This is a genomic window from Paenibacillus albiflavus, from assembly GCF_004344915.1.
Taxonomy (GTDB): Bacteria; Bacillota; Bacilli; order Paenibacillales; family NBRC-103111; genus Paenibacillus_AM; species Paenibacillus_AM albiflavus.
In genome coordinates this window covers 19,573-40,249 of sequence record NZ_SKFG01000020.1, presented here as the reverse complement: position 1 = coordinate 40,249, position 20,677 = coordinate 19,573, and the positions used below count along the sequence as shown (strand labels likewise).

At 41.1% G+C, this 20,677-nt stretch carries 20 protein-coding genes and 1 pseudogene; 5 read left to right on the top strand and 16 right to left on the bottom strand.

Going from position 1 to position 20,677, the window contains the following annotated elements; all coding sequences use genetic code 11:
* The first annotated feature begins 56 nt into the window (after positions 1-56).
* Positions 57-1,514, top strand: coding sequence for a PASTA domain-containing protein (locus E0485_RS17545; protein ID WP_132419376.1), 1,458 nt, complete (start codon positions 57-59; stop codon positions 1,512-1,514).
* A 126-nt stretch (positions 1,515-1,640) separates the two neighbouring features.
* Positions 1,641-2,402: a YheC/YheD family protein gene (locus E0485_RS17540; protein ID WP_132419375.1), complete on the top strand. Its 762-nt coding sequence runs from the start codon at positions 1,641-1,643 to the stop codon at positions 2,400-2,402.
* Between the two features lie 26 nt (positions 2,403-2,428).
* On the opposite strand, the gene E0485_RS17535 is transcribed toward E0485_RS17540, so the two are convergent.
* The 9 genes and pseudogenes from E0485_RS17535 to E0485_RS17500 all read right to left on the bottom strand — a co-directional run bounded on the left by E0485_RS17535 (position 2,429) and on the right by E0485_RS17500 (position 9,504).
* A complete protein-coding gene (locus tag E0485_RS17535; RefSeq protein ID WP_132419374.1) occupies positions 2,429-3,061 on the bottom strand; it encodes an ABC-2 transporter permease in 633 nt (210 codons plus the stop codon).
* Positions 3,058-3,915 (bottom strand): ABC transporter ATP-binding protein, encoded by an 858-nt coding sequence (locus E0485_RS17530; protein WP_132419373.1) that lies wholly within the window; start codon positions 3,913-3,915, stop codon positions 3,058-3,060. Before E0485_RS17530 ends, E0485_RS17535 begins: the two co-directional genes overlap by 4 nt.
* A gap of 2 nt (positions 3,916-3,917) precedes the next feature.
* A complete protein-coding gene (locus E0485_RS17525) occupies positions 3,918-4,295 on the bottom strand; it encodes a GntR family transcriptional regulator (protein WP_132419372.1) in 378 nt (125 codons plus the stop codon).
* 148 nt (positions 4,296-4,443) lie between these two features.
* Entirely contained in the window at positions 4,444-4,767 is a 324-nt protein-coding gene (locus tag E0485_RS17520) for a 2Fe-2S iron-sulfur cluster-binding protein (protein WP_132419371.1), read from the bottom strand.
* 196 nt (positions 4,768-4,963) lie between these two features.
* The gene (gene tnpB, locus E0485_RS17515) at positions 4,964-6,103 is read right to left on the bottom strand and encodes an IS200/IS605 family element RNA-guided endonuclease TnpB (protein ID WP_132419406.1); all 1,140 of its coding nucleotides are present in this window, start codon (positions 6,101-6,103) and stop codon (positions 4,964-4,966) included.
* Positions 6,104-6,113: 10 nt separating this feature from the next.
* A pseudogene (locus E0485_RS25345) lies at positions 6,114-6,203 on the bottom strand (IS200/IS605 family transposase); the annotation flags it as partial.
* A 239-nt stretch (positions 6,204-6,442) separates the two neighbouring features.
* Complete coding sequence (locus tag E0485_RS17510) at positions 6,443-7,435, bottom strand: Gfo/Idh/MocA family protein (RefSeq protein ID WP_132419405.1); 993 nt, start codon at positions 7,433-7,435, stop codon at positions 6,443-6,445.
* Between the two features lie 125 nt (positions 7,436-7,560).
* A complete protein-coding gene (locus E0485_RS17505) occupies positions 7,561-8,757 on the bottom strand; it encodes an SLC45 family MFS transporter (RefSeq protein ID WP_132419404.1) in 1,197 nt (398 codons plus the stop codon).
* A 15-nt stretch (positions 8,758-8,772) separates the two neighbouring features.
* The gene (locus tag E0485_RS17500; protein ID WP_132419370.1) at positions 8,773-9,504 is read right to left on the bottom strand and encodes a glycerophosphodiester phosphodiesterase; all 732 of its coding nucleotides are present in this window, start codon (positions 9,502-9,504) and stop codon (positions 8,773-8,775) included.
* 199 nt (positions 9,505-9,703) lie between these two features.
* Here E0485_RS17500 and E0485_RS17495 point away from each other — a divergent pair, with 199 nt between their 5' ends.
* Positions 9,704-10,462, top strand: a complete 759-nt coding sequence (locus E0485_RS17495; RefSeq protein ID WP_132419369.1) for a threonine/serine exporter family protein — start codon at positions 9,704-9,706, stop codon at positions 10,460-10,462.
* 15 nt (positions 10,463-10,477) lie between these two features.
* Positions 10,478-10,912, top strand: coding sequence for a threonine/serine exporter family protein (locus E0485_RS17490; protein WP_132419368.1), 435 nt, complete (start codon positions 10,478-10,480; stop codon positions 10,910-10,912).
* Positions 10,913-10,994: 82 nt separating this feature from the next.
* Here the strand turns inward: E0485_RS17490 and E0485_RS17485 are convergent, their stop codons facing one another.
* Positions 10,995-11,249, bottom strand: a complete 255-nt coding sequence (locus tag E0485_RS17485) for a hypothetical protein (RefSeq protein WP_132419367.1) — start codon at positions 11,247-11,249, stop codon at positions 10,995-10,997.
* A 212-nt stretch (positions 11,250-11,461) separates the two neighbouring features.
* Between E0485_RS17485 and E0485_RS17480 the strand changes: the two genes are divergently transcribed.
* Entirely contained in the window at positions 11,462-12,046 is a 585-nt protein-coding gene (locus tag E0485_RS17480; RefSeq protein ID WP_132419366.1) for an undecaprenyl-diphosphatase, read from the top strand.
* 102 nt (positions 12,047-12,148) lie between these two features.
* Here the strand turns inward: E0485_RS17480 and E0485_RS17475 are convergent, their stop codons facing one another.
* Genes E0485_RS17475 through E0485_RS17450 form a run of 6 tightly spaced genes read right to left on the bottom strand, consistent with a single transcriptional unit; the run spans position 12,149 to position 20,610 of the window.
* Positions 12,149-13,141, bottom strand: a complete 993-nt coding sequence (locus E0485_RS17475; protein WP_132419365.1) for a LacI family DNA-binding transcriptional regulator — start codon at positions 13,139-13,141, stop codon at positions 12,149-12,151.
* A complete protein-coding gene (locus E0485_RS17470; protein ID WP_132419364.1) occupies positions 13,128-14,024 on the bottom strand; it encodes a DMT family transporter in 897 nt (298 codons plus the stop codon). Before E0485_RS17470 ends, E0485_RS17475 begins: the two co-directional genes overlap by 14 nt.
* Positions 14,021-15,724: an amylo-alpha-1,6-glucosidase gene (locus E0485_RS17465; RefSeq protein WP_235857612.1), complete on the bottom strand. Its 1,704-nt coding sequence runs from the start codon at positions 15,722-15,724 to the stop codon at positions 14,021-14,023. The genes E0485_RS17470 and E0485_RS17465 overlap by 4 nt, the downstream gene beginning before the upstream one ends.
* Positions 15,725-15,736: 12 nt before the next feature.
* Positions 15,737-18,817, bottom strand: coding sequence for a glycoside hydrolase family 2 TIM barrel-domain containing protein (locus E0485_RS17460; RefSeq protein WP_132419363.1), 3,081 nt, complete (start codon positions 18,815-18,817; stop codon positions 15,737-15,739).
* A gap of 33 nt (positions 18,818-18,850) precedes the next feature.
* On the bottom strand, positions 18,851-19,672 hold the full coding sequence (locus E0485_RS17455; RefSeq protein ID WP_132419362.1) for a carbohydrate ABC transporter permease: 822 nt from the start codon (positions 19,670-19,672) through the stop codon (positions 18,851-18,853).
* A complete protein-coding gene (locus tag E0485_RS17450) occupies positions 19,669-20,610 on the bottom strand; it encodes a carbohydrate ABC transporter permease (protein ID WP_132419361.1) in 942 nt (313 codons plus the stop codon). Before E0485_RS17450 ends, E0485_RS17455 begins: the two co-directional genes overlap by 4 nt.
* Between the last annotated feature and the right edge of the window lie 67 nt (positions 20,611-20,677).

The following is a 20,677-nucleotide window of genomic DNA, read 5'->3' as shown; positions in this document are numbered from 1 at the left end:
CAGCCAGTTATCCATCATAATAGACGACATATGGTAATGACAGGAGGAATTGCAACATGGGGTTACGCATTGGGGATCGCTATCAACTCACCTATGCGATACAATCTTTCGCTGATGGAGTCCTATATGCCGGGAAAGAATTATCCTTACAGCGCGATGTGATCATTTATATTTGGAATAACAAAGAGGAATATGGTTCAGAGGACCTTACACGGGTATTCGGCCAAACTTCTCAATTCAATAATAAGAATTTTTTTCATGTGCTTAATGCTGGAATTATCGACGGGCAGGTCTATGTCGTATTCACTTCTTATTCAGGTAAGCCGCTTACGCAATCGATTCAGCATCATACCCTAGGTTCCAAAGAAATTCTTACGATGGTCTATGAACTGGCATCTAGTATGTATCATGCTACTGAAGAGCAATTATATGGCTATTCCGTATTCGCAGAGAATATCTGGTTAACAAATGATAACCATCTTAAAGTTATCAATTATTGGACTTCTGTACATGAGGATCAGACGAATGCCATCGGATTATGTCTGCTCATGTATCAATTATGCGCGAAGTCCAGTATGATTCCGAAAACATATGAAGCGATTGAGTTCGAAATTCTGCATGCTTGTAAAGATTTATCTTCACAGCAGCAGGACAAACTCACAACACTCATACGCCGAGTATTCAGAGGAGATAATTCACTTGTCTCCTTTGTTACGAGTCTCCGTGAAATTATCGAATTGAAAGAATCTGTTAATCCGATTGGTACTATGGTACCCAAAGACGTGCCATCCAGATCAGAGCATAACTCAGCATTTAAGCCGGAGCGCAGATCTGAACAAATGTCCCCGAGCGAACAGAAGCAGCCAGCTACACCTAAACAGGCTGCAAATTATCGTTCGTATCGTAATCAATACTTGAATGAGAATGATCAAGAAGAAGATTTCTTAGAACAAGACCAATATGACGATAAACCCAAACGGGGTTGGGTTAATAAAATCAAATGGATAGCAGGCATTATCGTCGCACTACTTATTTTCGTAGGTACAGTCATACTCGTGTTAACGTTATTAACTTCATCGAAATCGGATAATAAACAAGAACCAGTTACAGGAATAATAGAATCTACACCAGCACCGACATCGACTCCACCAGCTAGTGATAAAGAGTCACCAGCAGCAACAGCTAAGCCAAATCAGAAGCCAGCCGCTACTCCCAAACCTACTCCGGTAGCATCGGAGAAGCCAAGTACTGGCAATGAGACGGGCGTTGTTAATCCAGGAGGAGATAATAATGCGAATACGGACGGCGAGCAAGCTACAATTCCTGTACCTGATTTAAGCGGGCTGACATTAGAAGAGGCTCAGAATAAAATCAAAGAATTGAGATTGTACCATGAATTTGCGTTAGAGAATAGTGACGCACCCGTTGGAACAGTATTCAAACAGCAGCCTGAAGCAGGCGAACTTGTAGCTAAGGGCTCAAGAATGAAAATTTGGGTCAGTCGGCAACAATAAATAAAATAACGGGACGATCCTTCTAGTAGTATCATCTACCAGGGATCAGTCCCGTTTTTAATTACTCCTATCATCCACACAATCCTGCTACTCTATTAGGGCATAGAGTATCTTGAGGTGAGGAGAATGAGCAAGAAATATCGCAGTACTCATATAACAGGTAAATTGACAGTACATCACTATTTATTATCAAGTTCAAGTATCAAACACTATCTACCACATACCATCCCCTTTAGTAAAGCCAACCTTGAACGTATGATAAGTCGTTACAAAATGCTATATATCAAACCAAATGCTGGCTCTCAAGGGATTGGCATATATCAATTAGTGCGTGATAATAAACGATATACACTTAAATCAACTAGCAAGATTAACAAATCTTTTGCTAGCTTGCAGCAGCTCTATGACTATATCAAGCCAAGACTAAGAAAAAAGTACATTATTCAGCAAGGGATCTACTTAGAAAAAGTTAATGGCAACACGTATGATTTAAGAACGATGATACAGCGTAAGCCAAAAAAGGCTTGGGCGGTTACAGGTACTTTTGCCAAAATAGCTAGACCGAATATGATTGTAAACAACTATTATCAAGGTTCCCGTGTCGCAATGATGAATCAATTATTCGATCGCTTGAATTTAGATGCTGCACAATCTAATGCCCGGATGGCCCAAATTCACAAAGTATCCCACAAAATTGCAGAACAACTAAGCAAGAAAAAGTCTGGTTTGTATGAATTAGGTATCGATTATGCCTATGATCATCATGGTCACCTTTGGGTATTGGAAGTCAATTCCAGACATCCGCAAATCTATCTGCTCAAAAAAATAGCACCCGACATGTATAATCGAATGCTGAAGTACGCCAAAAGTATAGGCAGATCTAGTTGAGCAATAGTTTTTAATGGCTGTTGCTCTTAATTTAAATCTTTTTTTTCGTAAATTTTGACAGAGATTAGATATGAACCTATTAGCAAAATGATCACCGCAACCGGGAGTGAATACCCGATTACGCTAAGTATAGCTTCAGATGGTACTGGAATTCCCATGTTCATGACAATCATAGTAACTAACCAAGGGATTACCATTACAAGCATCATGATTATTCGGCTTTTCTCGGCACCGAACTTAAACACTAACGGAAGCATTACACTCAGCATAACCACAACTACACAAACAATTATACCAGATCCAAGGAACATCTCTCCAAGCTCCAGGTTTCCATGAATTACTAACGATATTATATTAGCTATAAAATATACGATGGTGCCTGTCAGCAAACCTATTAATGCTACCACATACTTGCTAAGCACAATTTGTTTGCGAGTAACGGGCAGCGCGATTGCATAACGATCCCATTTGGCCATATCATCAAAACTGAAGGAGCTAACGACGAGAGTTCCTAACAATAAAATAATGAACATCCCTGAAAACGCACTCATATTTTCAAAAGTACCCATCATTACTAGCAGAGACAGAATCACTACAAGAAGTTGTTTAAAATTGCTTGTCATGTTATATAAATCTTTTAGAATAAAACCTCTCATCATTCCTCGCCCCTTACAAAAAATACCATAATATCTTCGATCCCTGCTGTATCATGAATAAGCTCAGGATATTTGGCAGCCATCTTGCGGCAATCTTTAGCCAGTGCTTCAAAACCAAACTGTGTATGACGAATCCCGATAAAATCCTGTTTGTTAATTTCTTTCATCTGATGATTGGTGCCTTTGAATATACCATAATTATAAATAAGATCATCCTTCGACTCACTGAAAATAACTTCACCATGATTAATAAGGGTAATATAGTCGGCAATTCTCTCCAAATCACTTGTAATATGGGAAGAAAGCAAGATCGAATGTTCCTCATCCTCAATAAACTCCAGAAAAATATCCAAAATCTCATTACGGACAATGGGATCAAGTCCACTAGTCGGTTCATCCAGAATTAGAAGCTTCGGATTATGGGATAGGGCAACAGCAATGGATAATTTCATTTTCATACCACGTGAGTATGTTTTTACTTTTTTATCAACTGGCAGTTTAAAACGCTTTAAATATTGATAGAAAAGCTCATTATCCCACTCCTTATACACGTTGCTCATGATCTTACATATTTGGCTTGCCTTAAGCGTATCGTGAAAATGGCTTTCATCAAATACGACGCCAATGTTCTGTTTAATATGTTCTTCATTCTCAAGGGCATCTTGTCCGAAAATCTTTACAGACCCTTCATTGCGTCGAGTAATATTTAGCATAAGCTTAATTGTTGTGCTTTTGCCTGCACCATTGGCGCCAATTAACCCCATAATACAGCCCTTCGGTACTGTAAAACTCACATTGTTCAGCGTAAAGCTGGAGTAATTTTTGGTTAGATTGCTAATCTCTATTACGTTCTCCATAGTTATTCCTCCTGATAGAGTATGGTCAACATGTCATGCAATTCTTCCAAAGAAATGGAGCTTTTATGTGCCGCGTCGACAGCCTTCTGCAAATAATCTTCAACGATCTTCATTTGCTCTTCACGAATGAATTCCAAATTTTTCCCAGCAACAAAGCTGCCTTTGCCAGTCATGGTTGTAATAAAGCCATCACGTTCCAAATCCTCATAAGCACGTTTGGTCGTAATGACACTGATTCGCAGCTCCTTGGCTAGCAGTCGCATAGAAGGCAGTGCATCACCAGCATTTAATTCCCCGCTAATAATCAAGTTTTTAATTTGACTCGTTATCTGTTCGTAAATTGGCCTTTTACCGGAAGAGTTACTTATGATGATATCCAATCCTTCACCTTCTAACCTATAATATTATATATATTATATATATACAATATACTAATATATACAGTTGTCAAGTGGATTTTTGAAAAAAAACGACCGACTCTTTTGGATGAACTCCAAAAAAGGCGGTCGCTTATATGACAAACTATGTTTAATCCACTGGACGCTTTCCAGCATCCATTCCACTTTCAGACACTGTCATGAGCGGTTTCACCATTAGATCTGAATGGACACGAATTTGACAAGATAAACGGATACTCGGTTCCGTAACGCCTTTGGCCTCACGAACTGCAGCTTCCGCTTCCCCCATTGGTCCAGCATCTCCTGAAAGAACTTCCACGCGACAGGTTGTACATCTCGCATTCCCACCGCAGCGGTGCAGAATATCCGTTCCATGATCCTCAAGAGCAAGTACAAGCTTGGTACCTTCTTCTACTTGAAATGAGCCTCTTCCTTCGACATGAATTGTTGGCATAACGATCCCTCCATTATTAAGTTTGTCTCTTCATTATCTTAATTGATAACCATGGATGTCAACTTGAACCTCTCATGACTAAAGTCACGAGATTCTTGGGAAGAGAGCGTACTTGCTAGCGTATTTCTTTGCGGGCAGCGGTTTCTCTTATTTACCAAGCTATCCCCGTAGTCCCTACGGTTCTTGTTTCTAGCCATTATGCTAAAGCGTGTAATCTTAGACCTTCGGTCAAAATGTTAATACTAGCGTTAATATCACGGTCATGATGAGTACGACAAATAGGACAAGTCCAATCTCGAATCTTAAGGCTTTTTTTGCCATCGTTATGACCGCACTCAGAGCAAATTTGACTAGACGGATACCATTTATCTACTTTGATGATTTCACGTCCGTACCAGTCGGCTTTGTATTGTAATTTTGCGACAAAGCTAGACCAAGAGACGTCTGAGATACTTTTTGCTAATTTATGATTGCGCAACATACCTTTTGTGTTTAAGTCTTCGATACAGATTATATCGTGGTTTTTGATAATCTCAGTACTCAGCTTATTCAGAAAGTCAGCACGCTGATTCATTACCTTTTCGTGTAACCGAGCAACTTTACGTTTTTGTTTTTGGTAGTTTTTTGCTTCAAATAGATGGATCCCCTTCTTTTTGGCGATCAAAGCACGTTTTGACAACTTCCGTTGTTCTCGTTTCAGTTTCTTTTCCATTTTGGAAGTGAATTTATTATTGTCAATTTTGCGACCATCTGAAAAAATCGCAAAATCAGTGATACCAAGGTCAATGCCAATTGCACTACCTGTTTTTGATAGCTCATCAATTTCTTCTTCGCAAAGAATAGATACGAAAAATTTGCCACTAGCATTTTTGCGAATCGTTGCGTTCAAAATGCGTCCGCTAGGTTCTTGGCTTTTAGCGAATTTCACTAAGCCAAGTTTAGGAAGTTTTAAATACTTTTCTTTTAATTCGATACTGTTGTTAACATTCTTTGTTGTATAGCTTTGAACAGGATTCTTTTTACTTTTGAATTGAGGTTTATGATTTTGCTTCTTGAAAAAGCGAGAAAAAGAATCTGCAAGATGTTGAAGAGAAGATTGAATGGCAATACTATCCACTTCTGCGAGCCAGTTAGTAGCCTCATCTTTTTTCATTTTTGGTAACATAGCGGAACAAGAATGATAAGACAATCCTTTACCGGATTTGGAATATTCTTCGTTCCATAAATTCAAAAAATGATTATAAACAAATCTGGAACAACCCATCGTTTTAGCTATTAAAATTTCTTGTTCTTGATTGGGATAGATTCTAAATTTATAGGCTTTGTGACGTAGTATTGCATTCACCTCATTTCTTCTTCTGATATTGAATGTATTTACGAATCTGTTCTTCTGGATTTTTACTTACAGTAGCTACAAAGTAGCTTGGATTCAATAGAGTGATACTGGATCGAATAGACGTATCCACGTCCATAATGAATTTCAGACATACAAAAAACACCTCTAAGAAAATTTTACCATATGTGTATCGCTAAATCTATTTCTAGAGGTATTAAAGCTTATACTCAAACTAACATATGTCGGTTGATTAATATAGCTGAAGCTATGCTTCAACCGAAGCCAATTCATCTACACGACTGAAGTCGCGAGTATTCTCGGCTATTTGATAATGGGTAATTATTCTTGTATACGATCAGCTTCATAGACTAGACCGATCTGCCGTCTTGCTTCATCCATAATTTCCATGGTGATCATCGAATTTAAGAATGAATTCGTCGACGATTCGGTTTTGCCACTGTTCACGAGATTAATAAAGGCTTGAACTTCGTGATACATACTATTGATGCTTTGTGGTCTTGAAATATCCTCTGTCGTATCGTCTTTATAATGTACGGTGACCTTGCTCATACGACTAATTTTATCGATGAGAATATTTCCTTTCTCCCCTTGAATTTCGGATGGCAGATACGAATTCGAAACCTTGGAATGCATGATGACGGCATCCATTTCTTTATATTTAAGCAACAGAGAACCTTCGCCATCAACCCCTGAGTCCAGCAGCAGGCCTGTAGCATGCAATTCGTCAGGCTTACCAAACAGAACAACCAGAGGATAGATGCAATAAACACCTATATCCATCAAAGAGCCATTAGATAATGCCGGATTAAAAGCATTTAATATCTTACCTTCCTTATAAGCATCATACCTAGAGGAATATTGACAGAAGCTTGCAAAATAGCGCCGCACCTTCCCAATTTTATGCAAATTGTCCTGAATGGAATGGAAATTAGGAAGCTTCGTTGACTTAAGCGCCTCCATAAGCAGAACGCCATTGTTCTTAGCCGCCTCAATCATAGCCGCCAGCTCATGACGATTAGAAGCCATCGGCTTCTCACATAGAACATGCTTTCCATGATTCATACATAGAATCGCCTGCTCTGCATGAAACGAATTCGGACTCGCAATATATACCGCATCGATTACATCGCTTTGAGCCATTTCTTTCAGATTTGTGAAGATATGTGGAATATCATGCTTCGCTTGAAACTCTTGCGCCCGCTCCTCTGTTCTCGAGTATACAGCCGCAAGTTCGAATCCTTCCGCTTCACGAGCACCCTTAATAAATTCATCTGTAATTTGGTTAGTCCCAATCACGCCAAATCGTACCATCATTAACCTCCAACATTATGTCCTTGCTCTATTGTAACATGTCAGATCGGAACGTTGGAGTTACAAAAAATCACAGCAGTTGATTCAGTCAACTGCTGTGATTTCGGCTTGTTGCATCTACTACACTATACCTCAAGCCCTGAAGGCTTTGTCGTTGGATTAGACATCCCGCTATTGCGTACCATGAGCAAACAGACAAGTGCGAGAAGCAAGCCAATTGAAGCACAAAAGAACAAAGAAGTGTATCCATAAATATCTACAATTAAGCCAAGTAAAGGCGGCGAGCTAATGGCTGCAACAGAAGATACCAAATAATATAGCCCCGTTCTCGTCCCAATGCTCTGCTCACGTCCCGTTGAAATAACAAAAGGATAAGAATTAATGTTGATGCATGCCCAGAACAGGCCTCCTAGAATAAGTAGAATCCGCAATGTCAGTAAAGACTGAGCTAAAGGGATTGAAGCGAATACGAGAAACAGACCACATACGCCAATTAGGATCATTTTCTTTTTACCATACTTGCTTCCAAGAAATCCGCTTGGGAGTGCGAATACAAGGAAAGCTAGCGAATAGAAAGTCAGTGAGAACGAAGCGTCTCCTTCACTAAGTCCTAGCTGATGCTTGCCATAAAGCGTAAATAATGCTTCAACCCCCTGATAAGCAACAAACCAAAAGAATACAGCACCTAGCAGGAAGACGGTCGTCCGATCGAGTTCACCACGAAAACGGATTTTGTTCTTCTCTGCCACAGAATATGTAATCGTATCACGCCGTTCCTTAATATTCGTATGCAAAATAAACATACAAACCACCGTAATGACTGCCGCAAGCAAGAACGGAAAGGATGTGTTCGATTTATACAGAATGGATCCTACGCCAAACGCTAGAATGGAACCAAGTCCACCCATTAAGTTAATAATGCCATTCGCTTTGGTTCTTTTGGAATCAGGCGTTATATCTGGCATGAGCGCAACTGTTGGTGAACGATAAATACTCATGCTTAAATTCATCAATACCATGAACAGTACTAAGGTAAATAATCCAGTGTGAAAAGGAATCAGCGCAATAAATACGGCTGCAACTGGCATCCCAATCAATAAATAGGGCATCCGTTTACCGTACTTGGTATTCGTTCGATCGCTTCGATTGCCAATCCATGGCTGCAAGAATAGAGCAATATAGTTATCAATGGTCATCATAAACCCGATCATCGCTGTACTTTTGATATATGGCTCCAGAAAGAAAGGAATAAACGCGTTGTATAAGGCCCATGTGATGCTTATGCTAAAAAAACCAAATCCGAGCAACCATGTCTTTTTAATAACAATCACACTCCCTTAATTGAATTCCAGCAATGCCGCCAGACGATCTGGATAATCCGTAATGATGCCAGCTACACCTGCTGCAATCAACATCTTCATTTCAGGTACTTCATTGACCGTGAACGGATTATAGATCTTGCCATGTTTAGCCGCTTCGGTTACGAGTTCAGGGATAACGGCGTATTTAAACGCATGCAGCGCTGTGCTACCTACCTGATCGGCATAATTCCAAGGCTCGTACAGACCTTCCATGTACAAAATACCTGTTTGGATCTCAGGTGCTAACTTGTTGCATAATGCCAACGAATAATGGTTAAAACTAGAAATTATCGTACGCTCCACCATATCATATCGTTTAATCATGGTAATCACTTGCTCTTCAAGACCCGCATACTGAATAAAGCCATTCTTAAGCTCAAGGTTAAGAATCGTGTCCTTCTGCTTAACAAGCTCGAACAATTGCTCAAGACTCGGTAGCTTCTCACCCGCATAATCAGTATTAAACCAGGTTCCAGCATCCAGGCTTTGTAAGGTCTCCCAATCATAATCCTTAACTAGCCCTTCTGCACCCGTTGTCCGCTTCAACTGCTCATCATGAATAAGTACAAGCTTGCCATCTTTTGATACCTGAACATCCGTTTCAATTCCTGTAGCACCTAACTCAAGGCCTCTAGCAAAAGCAGCCATCGTATTCTCTGGACAGTAGCCCGAAGCGCCACGGTGCGCATAATTAATTACCTTATGCATGATCTCACAACCTTCCATTGTGTTAGAATTAAAATCTGAAAATTGTAAATTCGATATTCTCCAATAATTGTAGCATAGTCAAGTTAAATTGTGAGTTAACTTTTCTTTAAAAAATTGCTATATTAGCTACAAGAAGAAACGGTTTCACCGTCCTACGAACAAAGATAAATCTTTTTTCACAAGTAAGAAGGAGATTCCCATGGAAATTACAATAGATGATGAATCATTCGAAAGGGTTGAAGTATGCCTACTAGCGGGTAAAGTCATGCTAGAAAGTGGTGCGGAAACCTACCGGGTAGAAGATACGATGTCACGAATTGCGGATGCGCTAGGCCTGCCCCATTCACATAGCTATGTGACGCCGACTGTCATCATGTTCGCTACAGAAAGTAAAGATATAGCTAAGCTGATCCGCATTACAAACCGTACAATTGATTTGGAGAAAGTTGCTACTGTAAATAGTATTTCTCGGAATTTAACGGGCGGAATAATCACAGCGGAAGAAGCTTTTCAACAGCTCAAGAAGGTGGAAGCTGCAAAGCACACCTATCCAATTTGGATGCAAATTGCAGCGTCAGCAATATCGAGCGGGTGCTTTACCATTATGTTTAAGGGCGGATGGATTGATTTTATTCCTGCTATGATATGCGGTGGGTTAGGCTTCACTTCCTTCGTATACTTGCAACGTTTGTTAGGCATTAAATTGTTTGCCGAATTGACAGCTTCGTTCTTTATTGGACTCTTTGCCTTTATTCTTACTTTTGTCGGATTTGGTAAAGAAGCGAATAAGATTATCATCGGTTCGGTTATGCCACTCGTACCTGGTCTGCTGATTACGAACGCGGTCAGAGATTTGATGGCGGGGCATCTCGTATCTGGTATGTCCAAAGGGGCTGAAGCCTTTCTAACCGCTTTTGCCATCGGTACAGGTATCGCACTTGTATTCACAATTTTATAACATGAAAGAGGTCGCATAATGATTATCGAGCAGATTGTGACAAGCTTCATCGCCTCTGCAGCCTTCGGCATTCTATTTAATGCCCCTAAACGTTCCCTGTTATTATGTGGATTCATTGGCACGGTCGGTTGGATCGTCTACGTCCTGCTCGGCTTTACTAGCTCCACTACCGTACTATCGACACTAACCTCCACCTTCGTGATCGGACTGATCAGTTTGGTGGCTGCCAAAATATATAAAACTCCCGTCATCATCTTCAGCGTAGCAGGCATCATCCCTCTTGTACCTGGCGGAATGGCATATGACGCTATGCGCCGCTTCGTCGAGAATGACTACAACACCGCGCTTCAATTAGCTGCACAAGCCTTCTTGATCTCAGGCTCAATAGCAATCGGCTTAGTGCTGTCGGAAGTGCTGAATCAAATGATTCGTAAGGTGAGAACATCATAAACTCTATCATACGCACACAAAGAACCTCCATTCCTTCAATCAAGAAGGACAAGGAGGTTCTACTTCTTTCACGACGGGAGCATTACAACGTTCCGGGATTTGATCTTTGCATCATAGCATTGTTACGCATCATGCCCCGATTGCTGGAGCTGTCTAAGCGTTGGTGACAATCATTATACATCTGCTCTAGCTCGTTATCATTCAGATTTGGATGCATTTCTTTCATGAATGGAATCATGTCTCTGAACGTATCTGGACCGATCTCAGCAGCATAAGCAGTTCCAATTCCAAGCATTAGGGTTGTTGCACCTAAGATTGCTATCACTTTCGTTTTCATATTGTACACCTCCATTCGAATCAATACCTGTGGATGACTACATTATTATCGTACTACAAAACTATGTGGAATTTGTGAAGATAGGCACAATCTTTTTTAGAGATAATTTCTCAAAAACTTAATCTAAGATTAATGGTTTTGAATTTTACATTGTGTTATGATGTAGTTCGTGTCTTATCCTGCATATTAAATCAAAAAGGAGATTTCTTCATATGCTTCAACTGGACTATCAATTGTTTGAATTAATTAATAATCTCACTGAGAAAATCTCTTTTCTAAATCCAATAATGATATTTCTGGCAAGTCGGGCTGAATACTTATTTTATGCTGCAGTTATTATTTATTGGTTTACACGCACTGACAAAAATCGGAGAATGGTATTCGTTGCTCTCGTATCTGCAGCTATTGGATTGGGTATCAGCGTTGTATTAGGTGACTTCTTCTACCGTGATCGCCCTTTTGTGGCTCATGAAGTATTCCAGCTTGTACCTCATGCAGTTAATGCATCTTTTCCAAGTGACCATGCGACAGCATCATTTGCGATTGCGATGTCGATTTGGTTCTATCGTAGAAAAGAAGGTTGGTTGTGGTTGGCACTTGCGGCTGCCATATCATTCTCAAGAGTGTGGGTAGGTGTACATTACCCGCTTGATGTGACTACTGGAATGGTTAATGGCGTATTATGCGCTCTTCTTATTCACCTTGTATTTTCGAAGTGGTCGCCAGCGAAAAAACTCTTAGAAGGCATTTTAAAAATTTACAACAAAATTGAGCAATCGATTTGGAAAAAAAAGTGACTTTTATGAAAAAAGGGACCTCGAAAGGTCCCCAAAATGTAGAGAAACCCACGTTTTTGTTTAAAACGTTGGGTTTCTTTTTTGCTTTTTAAGATGATGCAATCACTGTATTTCTCTGGTGCTCTCTCGGATAATCAGCTTTGTCGGAATCGTAATCTTCATACAGATCTCCCGTTCAGACATCAGACGCTCCTGCATAAGTGAAACTGCGGTCTCTCCCATAAATTCGGTGTTCAAGCGAATGGTCGTGAGAGGTGGAACCATAAACTGGGCAGCTGAAATATCGTTGAAGCCGATAATGCTTATATCCTCCGGGATGCGATATCCAAGTTCATAGCATGCTTTATACAGACCTACCGCAATCGTATCATTTGCCACGAACACGGCCGTTGGCTTCTCCTCCAGCTTAAGCAACTCTTTTAATAACAAGTAGCCGTCCTTTGGATTATAGCCCCCTATCTTGATATAGTCCTCACAATATAAATCCTTACTTTTCAAATAATTCTCGAAAACTTCCTGACGTAAATCAGAATAATGATTGCCGTTCTTATCCGTATCTACGCCACCAATAAAGCCAATCTTCGTATGACCGAGCTCGATCAGATAGTTCAATGCTTTCTTTGTCGCCTTAGTAAAATCAATAACAACAGAGTCGAACAGATCCTCATTCGGGGATGAATCCATAAAGAGGACAGGCTTTTGGAAACTTGAGATCTTCTCAATATCTTCCGGAAAAAAAATCCCCAGACAGATGATCCCATCTATTGATCTCAGTTGTTCAAGCTGATCACTGCTTCGGATGAGATGCACCTTCAGCCCTTCCGACTGCAGCTTCTTCTCCAATGCGACGCGAATCGAAAGATAGTATGTATCGCTCAATTCTTCTTCAAGTGAGTATGAATAATAGAGACCGATCTTAAACTTCCGTTTACGCCATTTCTTGTTTGACTTCTGATAAGACAATTGCTCTGCTGCCTCAAAAACCCTTTGTCTCGTTTCATCGGACACATTCAACGTTTCATCATAATTCAACACTCTGGAAACAGTCGCAATGGAAACATTGGCTTGATCAGCAATGTCTTTAATTGTCGCCATAATACCGCCTACTCATCTTATTTTGTATAAATTTTAGCTTCGTTTCTGCCGTAATGATCGCTACAAGAATCAGGATGCTACCTATCACCATACGCAATGTAAGCACTTCACTTAGTATAATAATGGAAAATAAGGTACCAAACAATGCTTCCGTGGAAAGAATAATGGCTGCTTTGGTTTCGCTAGTATATTTCTGCGCTATAGTTTGTAACAAGAAGGCTATCGTGGTACTGAAGATGCCTAGATAAACTGCAGCCATAATCCCCTTGCTATCCATATTGACGGGTAGCACTGGTTCCCCGCGCAACACAACGACAAGCAAAGACAACAGGAAAGCTACGATCATCTGAATAATCGTTATTTCGACCGGATGATGCCTCTTCACGAATTCACTTGTGAAAAAGATGTGAAATGCAAAGCATACTGCACAAAGTATAGTCAGAACATCACCGATATTAAGGCTAAAATTGAATTGGAGAGATAAGATGCCAACCCCGATTACAGCGAGCAAAGCACCGATCAATCCATACTTATCCAGCTTTCTCCTATATAATACAAACCCGATGAATGGGACAATGACAACATTGACAGCCGTCAAAAAGGCATTCTTCGATGGAGTCGTATATTGCAAGCCTACTGTCTGTAGGGTAAAGGCAAGAAAGAGAATTACACCCAATACAACGCCTGCTCCAATTGTAGATCTCTTCAATGCTTTGAAATATTTCATAAATATAGCCGACATTAACAAGGCTGCTATTAAGAATCGAATAGCCATCACTTGATAAGGAGATAGTGATTCTAATGAGACCGCACTGGCGACGAATCCGCTCCCCCAGATGATGGCAACTAAAAGCAGACCGATTTCACCAGCATATTTTCTCATCCAATTTCCCTCCAAGGTGAAGAAAATTGCCCAGCTAGCATCAGGAATACACTTGATGTCCACGTAAAGGCTGGATCAACCAAACCCTCTCCACTAACGGGATCAAAGTTTTCTGCCATGCCACCGACAAGTGTTAGATCCATAAATTTACAAGCCAATCGAGTTGCAAATTCATTATAACCATTATCCATAAGCGCATCAATGAATAAATAAGTGACTGGTGCCCAGATTGGGCCGAGCCAGTACCCATTCTCACGATACAACGGGCTGGCATGGCTCTCTGTACATAGACCAAAGGCTGCTTCAAATCTATCAACGAGTGTATTCACAAGAGTTTCAACTATATTTTGAGGCAATCTGTATCCGATAATGATCGGCATCATCAAGATCAAGCTGTCTTGATGCTCAATAATACGGTCCTCTGGAGCATATCTAGCTACGAATCGACTATCTTGAACCAATCGCTCTAGCAAGAGCCCGTACAGCTTATCAGCCTCTACCTTCCACGCCGTCGCTTCGTCCTCCAGCTGAAGTTCCACAGCCATTTCGCTCAATATATCCATCTGGCGAATCAAGTGAGCAGCCAAATCAGGGGCTTCTACCGGGATGCCATGATGAAAGATTGAGGCATTGTCCCAGCCTGAATCGTTTCCATGATTATAGACTGGCAGACAGGAAGCATCGGCACGACGATGCTCAAGCCAATAGTTCGTCGCCCTCGTCAAACTGTCGTACATGCGAGCGACAATAGCTTTATCATCGAACCATGAGTTTTGATTTCTCATGTTCTTGAAGGCCCATGCATGAATAGGCGGTTTGCAGCAATTGAAGGATAGAAATTTATCGTTGATGAAGTCTGCATATATCCCGCTTTCATCCTGATGCCTTATGAAAAGATCTAGCTGAGCCAAAGCAAGCTCAGGACGATTAGCGCTCAGCATCATCGCATTGAAGCAATTATCCCAGCTCCATATATTGAACATCCAGTTCTTCGACATGTACATGGCATAGTCTTTGAGCTGGCCTTCCGGATGAACCACGCAAGACCAGGTAATATAAGCAGCTAACTCACGAGAAGGCTCATATTTGTCAGGGACCACAGGCATATCCTGCAGCCACTGCTTATAATGGGTGTCCACACGTTCGCATGCTTGTATATAATCCTCATACGTCTTCTTTTTCCATACCGTTTTATAACTCTCAATAACGAAGCTGCACACCTCATCATTAGGGTTCATTATGATTTCAATCGATTCGTTCCCGACAAATTTCCACGGAGCTCGGATATCGGCGTCACCTTGAAGCAAGGTGAACATCAGCTTGATTTCTTTTGAATACAGATGATATTCCCATTGATTGAGACCATAGGGCATCAAACTGTCATAGCGGGATTTCACAGCCGTCAACTGCAAAGATACTCCTGCTAATCGAGCATGAATGATATCCTCATCACTGATGCACAGCTCGGCATATTCAGTTTGATTGAACTTGTGCACGATGCGAAGCCTCGTTTCTGATACAACAAGTTCATAGGGGATAGCTTCTCCACCCTTCATAAGCTTTAGGACAAAAATGGTGCTTGGCGCTTCATCCCCACCATGCAAATCTCGCAGAACCAATTGATTGGTATCTTTATCTAGGGAAAATGCGAAATATGAACCGTAACGGCTGAACGGTATGCTGGAAATATCCAATAACACAAGTTTCCCCTCCTAATCTTCGTAACATTGCTTACTTGCTGCTATTTCCGTACCGTGTGTAATCGCGGACCACTCTACATGGAGCTCGAATGGCTGCAGTCCAAGCTTATATGGAGGAAGCTGTTCTTGTCCACAGCTATTGCTGCCCAGTCCTGATTGCATGTAATCGATATGAACGACATTATAAGGTGCTGAATCAATCGCATGCCTGTGCTTAGCCCGCTCCAGTGCCTCCGTCGTATAATCATGAACACTCATTTCACAGCCATGCTTGGTTTTGGTCATAAGTGCAGTCTCGAGATTGGACATACTGAACCATTGCACATCTGTGCGGTTTCCATTCTCTTGCGGGTACACATATGGCGTATGCAGGTCTGCAACATTCACAGAATAAACGCCCATAATCGATGCTTCTTTGCTGTCGACATAGTTCTCACCGAAACCTCTGCCATACCAGGTCAGCTGTTCAAGGCTCTTGCGTACAAACATTTCAATACCCAATCTTGGCAGCATAGAGGGTACTTCTTTACAGTGAATGATAGGGGTACCTGACAGCTGCAGCTGAACAGTTCCATCATTATAGATCGTGTAACAATATTCGATATCGAAGCCGAAGCCTTGGTTCAAAGCACTAAAATACGTGTTAATCAACACTTCCACATAGGTTCCATGATCAGTCACTTCAAAATTAGTTAACTGCTCACTTGATAGATGCAGAAAATATTTCTTCTTCCAGTCTTCTAACTTATACATATCATTATCGATCGGCGCACGCCACATCGTCATACGAGGTCCGCGTTCGATCAAGTCCATCCCATTGCTTCGATAACTGTGCAAATAACCGTATACATGATGGAATACAACCTCAATCTGTTCATTAGAAATCGTCGTATAGACCTGATCTCTCCTAACGCTTAACTGACCTGTTCTTGGACGCGGTGTCAGTTCCACTCGATAATACGGAAGCTTAAATTGCTCATAAGCTAACACAAATCCTCTTGCCGCATATGGTGCATCATCTTTCAGGACATGCTGAACGGTTAAATAGTAATCTGTATTCGCTGCAATCTCTTCGATTACATACGACAACTGCACCGTTCTCTTCTCCCCTGGTTGAATACTGCCAAGCTCCTGACTTCCTTGAGCAATCACTTGATCGTCGCATACCACTTTCCACTCCATATTCAAATGGCTCAGATCAAGAAAATCATAGAGGTTCTCGATCTCAATTAGGCCATTTGCTAAATCTATGGGGTAGCTCTTTACTGGCTCGATGACCTTCTTGTATTCCAGCAACCCTGGAGACGGCGTGCGATCAGGAAATACCAAGCCATCGATGCAGAAGTTTCCATTGGTCGGCTCATCACCGAAATCTCCTCCATAGGCATAATAGGTATTGCCTTGGTCATCCTTTTGCATAATCCCATGATCGCACCATTCCCAGATAAAGCCTCCCTGCAATCGTTTATACTGCCGGAACACATCTTGATACTCCTTCAAACCGCCTGGTCCATTGCCCATTGCGTGTCCGTATTCGCACAAGATATGAGGCTTTGTACCCTCGTTATTTTGTCCAATCACCTTCAAAGCCTCAAGTCTCGTGTACATGGAGGAATAGACATCACTCACAATCGCTTGTCTGTCCCCTTCATAATGAACAAGTCTTGTATCATCCAGCCTTTTGCAGGCATGATACATCGCTGTGAAGTTACTGCCAAAGCTCGATTCGTTGCCAAGCGACCACATTATAATAGAGGGATGGTTCCGATCACGCAGCACCATGCGTTCTCCCCGATCAACGAACGATTGCTCCCACAACTGATTATTAGCAATCCAGTCGTATCTGCCCGTCAGCTCAAATCCGTGGCATTCCAAGTCTGCCTCGTCAATGACATACAAACCGTACTGATCACACAAATCATAGAATACTTCGTTGTTCGGATAATGAGAAGTACGAACGGCATTGATGTTATGCTGCTTCATCAACAAAATGTCTTTCAGCATACTTTCTTCAGTAACGGTACGTCCTTCTACTGAATCATGATCATGACGATTAACTCCATTCAGCATAATTACTCTTCCGTTAACCGTTATGTTTCCATTTATGATTTCGATCTTGCGGAACCCAATACGAACCGGGATGACTTCAACAACCTGTTCTCCTTCATACAACGTAATCAGCAATTGATAGAGATTAGGAGTTTCCGCTGTCCATTTCCTAGGCGAGCAGATCATCTCCGTCAGCTCGACATCGGACTTCGATTGTGCTGCAGTCGTGAACGTTTGGCGGAAATGATTCGTTATCATGCCTTGATCATCCAGCAGTTCACAGGCTACAACGACATCTTGAGTCGTCTCCGTATAATTGGTGAGCTTTAACTTCACCAGCAGCTCACTGTCTTGATACATCTGATCGAAATCCGTCACAACGTAACAATCTTCAATTGCATATTGAGGTATTTGATACATTTCTACACTGCGAAATATGCCACTAAGCCACCACATATCCTGATCTTCCAAATACGTACCATCGGACCATTGATAGACCCGAACTGTAAGCTGATTGTCACCAGACAGCACATAATCGGTCATATCGAATTCAGAAGGAAGACGACTCACCTTGCTGTAACCAACATGCTCTCCATTTACCCATACATCAAAAGCACTATCGACTCCGTTAAATTTTAATATCAAACGATTGCCAGGCATGACTTCATCGACTCTAAATGTTCGCCTGTATATCCCTGTAGGATTGTCTGTCGGAACATAAGGAGGGTTAATAGGAAATTGGTAGTACAGATCGGTATAGCTCATCGTTCCGTAGCCTTGCATCTGCCAGCAGGACGGGACAGGAATCTCATTCCATCCGCTTGCATCAAACCCTGTACGCCAGAAACCCTCCGGGGACAATTCTGGAGCTTCGAGATAAACGAATCGCCATAATCCATCAAGGCTCTGATAACCAGTACTTTGGCGTTTATCCATAAGAATAGCTTGCTCTCTTGACTTGTACCGACTAAAACTTGCAACTGCATCTTTACGATTGATATGTGGCAGCTGAAAATCTTCCCATCTTTTTCGTACTCGTTTCATTGTACTTTCCTCCACTATCATTATTCTAAGAAGTTATTTTATGGCTCCACTAATTCCTTCAACTATATATTTTTGAGCATACAAAAACGCTATTACTGGCGGGATCATCATGATAATGGTAATCGCCATAATCGGAAGGATCTGCAATTCGTGAACACCCTTAAACGATGCAAGTCCAAGCGCCAACGTATACTTGGTTCGATCCTGCAGAAAGATTAGCGGACCCAAGTAATCGTTCCATACCGATAGCATGTTTAGTACGGCAATAAGCGTCAACGGTGCTTTCATTATCGGCATAAATATTTTCCAATAGGTTTGCAAATCATTAGCACCGTCAATCTTAGCTGCATGCTCCAATTCCTTTGGTACATTCATCAGAAACTGCCTCAGCAAAAATACAAAGTAAGCGGATCCAAAAAAGGATGGTACTATGAGCGGTTTTAACGTATTGATCCATCCAAACATGTTGAATTGCATATATAACGGGATCATGGTTACGTCCCAAGGAATCATCATCGTAGCTAGAAGCAGAATAAACAGTCCATTCTTAAACCTAAAGTCATATCTAGCGAATCCGTAAGCGATCAGCGAACAAGATAATACTTGTCCAAGTGTTGTCAATACCGTGATTAACACGGAATTCTTGAGGTATAGACCAAAAGGTTGAGCTTTCCAAGCATTAATGAAGTTCACAAATTGCATCTTGTCAGGAAAGAAATTCGGCGGAAAATGATGAACCTCCGCTTCAGTCTTGAAAGCAGTCAATACAATCCAGAGAAATGGAAACAGGAAATAAGCAGAAAATATAATTAGCAGCAGATAAACAATCACTTTATACCCTTTGGATGTTTTCATCTTTTCTTACCTCCACGTTTGCGCTCACTCTTAACTTCATTCTCATAAAATACCCATGTAGATGAAGATCTGAAAATAAGTGCAGTCAATATCAGTATGATGATAAACATGAACCAAGCGTTAGCGCTTGCATATCCGAGCTTATGATGCTTGAATGCATTGTTGTATACGAATAATCCGTAGAAATACGTAGACTTGAGCGGTCCGCCACTCGTTAGCAATAAGACAAGTGATAATTGCTGCAGAGCAGAAATCGTTGATGTAATTAAATTAAAAAATAAGGTTGGCGTAATAAGTGGCAGTGTAATGCTTGTAAATTGCTTTATAGGACCCGCCCCGTCAATCGCTGCTGACTCATACAGATCTTGCGGAATGCTCTTAATGTTCGTGTAAAATATAAGCATCATCGTACCAACTCCCCATGCGCTGGCAATAACGATGGTAAAGATAGCACTTTTGGGATCAACAAGCCACTTTGGTCCTTCAATACCAAGCAAGGATAGGGCATAGTTCAAAATGCCGTATTTGCTATTGAAAATCCATCCCCAAATAATTGATACGGCAACACCAGACAAAACAGCAGGTAAATAAAATATCGTTCGGAATACTTTAGCCCCTCTGACAGGTTGAGAGATCAGCAAAGCCAAAATTAACGAAACAACTAAACTCAACGGTACATAGAAGGCCGCAAATTTCAATGTAATGGTCAATGAATTGTAGAATTGAGGATCACTCGTGAACATTTTAGTGTAATTGTCCAATCCAACAAACTTAGGTGACGAAGTGACTGGCCAATCAAAAAGACTCATAATCAATGAGAAAAATAACGGTCCAATCGTAAATACCACTATGCCGACGATCCAAGGTGAAATGAATAAAAACGGTGTCCATTTTTCCAAACTGCGAACTTTTTTATGTCGCTTGACAGCATGTTCCATGGCTAGCCTCCTAATGTATCACATGTGATAAATGTGGACTGTTTCAAACCTATAGAAAGAAAAGGGG

What these genes read in the sequence shown, in the direction of transcription:
- E0485_RS17545 (WP_132419376.1), top strand. Translation starts at nt 57, where the DNA reads ATGGGGTTACGCATTGGGGATCGCTATCAACTCACCTATGCGATACAA.
- E0485_RS17540 (WP_132419375.1), top strand. Translation starts at nt 1,641, where the DNA reads ATGAGCAAGAAATATCGCAGTACTCATATAACAGGTAAATTGACAGTA.
- E0485_RS17535 (WP_132419374.1), bottom strand. Translation starts at nt 3,061, where the DNA reads ATGATGAGAGGTTTTATTCTAAAAGATTTATATAACATGACAAGCAAT.
- E0485_RS17530 (WP_132419373.1), bottom strand. Translation starts at nt 3,915, where the DNA reads ATGGAGAACGTAATAGAGATTAGCAATCTAACCAAAAATTACTCCAGC.
- E0485_RS17520 (WP_132419371.1), bottom strand. Translation starts at nt 4,767, where the DNA reads ATGCCAACAATTCATGTCGAAGGAAGAGGCTCATTTCAAGTAGAAGAA.
- E0485_RS17510 (WP_132419405.1), bottom strand. Translation starts at nt 7,435, where the DNA reads ATGGTACGATTTGGCGTGATTGGGACTAACCAAATTACAGATGAATTT.
- E0485_RS17500 (WP_132419370.1), bottom strand. Translation starts at nt 9,504, where the DNA reads ATGCATAAGGTAATTAATTATGCGCACCGTGGCGCTTCGGGCTACTGT.
- E0485_RS17495 (WP_132419369.1), top strand. Translation starts at nt 9,704, where the DNA reads ATGGAAATTACAATAGATGATGAATCATTCGAAAGGGTTGAAGTATGC.
- E0485_RS17485 (WP_132419367.1), bottom strand. Translation starts at nt 11,249, where the DNA reads ATGAAAACGAAAGTGATAGCAATCTTAGGTGCAACAACCCTAATGCTT.
- E0485_RS17480 (WP_132419366.1), top strand. Translation starts at nt 11,462, where the DNA reads ATGCTTCAACTGGACTATCAATTGTTTGAATTAATTAATAATCTCACT.
- E0485_RS17475 (WP_132419365.1), bottom strand. Translation starts at nt 13,141, where the DNA reads ATGGCGACAATTAAAGACATTGCTGATCAAGCCAATGTTTCCATTGCG.
- E0485_RS17470 (WP_132419364.1), bottom strand. Translation starts at nt 14,024, where the DNA reads ATGAGAAAATATGCTGGTGAAATCGGTCTGCTTTTAGTTGCCATCATC.
- E0485_RS17460 (WP_132419363.1), bottom strand. Translation starts at nt 18,817, where the DNA reads ATGAAACGAGTACGAAAAAGATGGGAAGATTTTCAGCTGCCACATATC.
- E0485_RS17455 (WP_132419362.1), bottom strand. Translation starts at nt 19,672, where the DNA reads ATGAAAACATCCAAAGGGTATAAAGTGATTGTTTATCTGCTGCTAATT.
- E0485_RS17450 (WP_132419361.1), bottom strand. Translation starts at nt 20,610, where the DNA reads ATGGAACATGCTGTCAAGCGACATAAAAAAGTTCGCAGTTTGGAAAAA.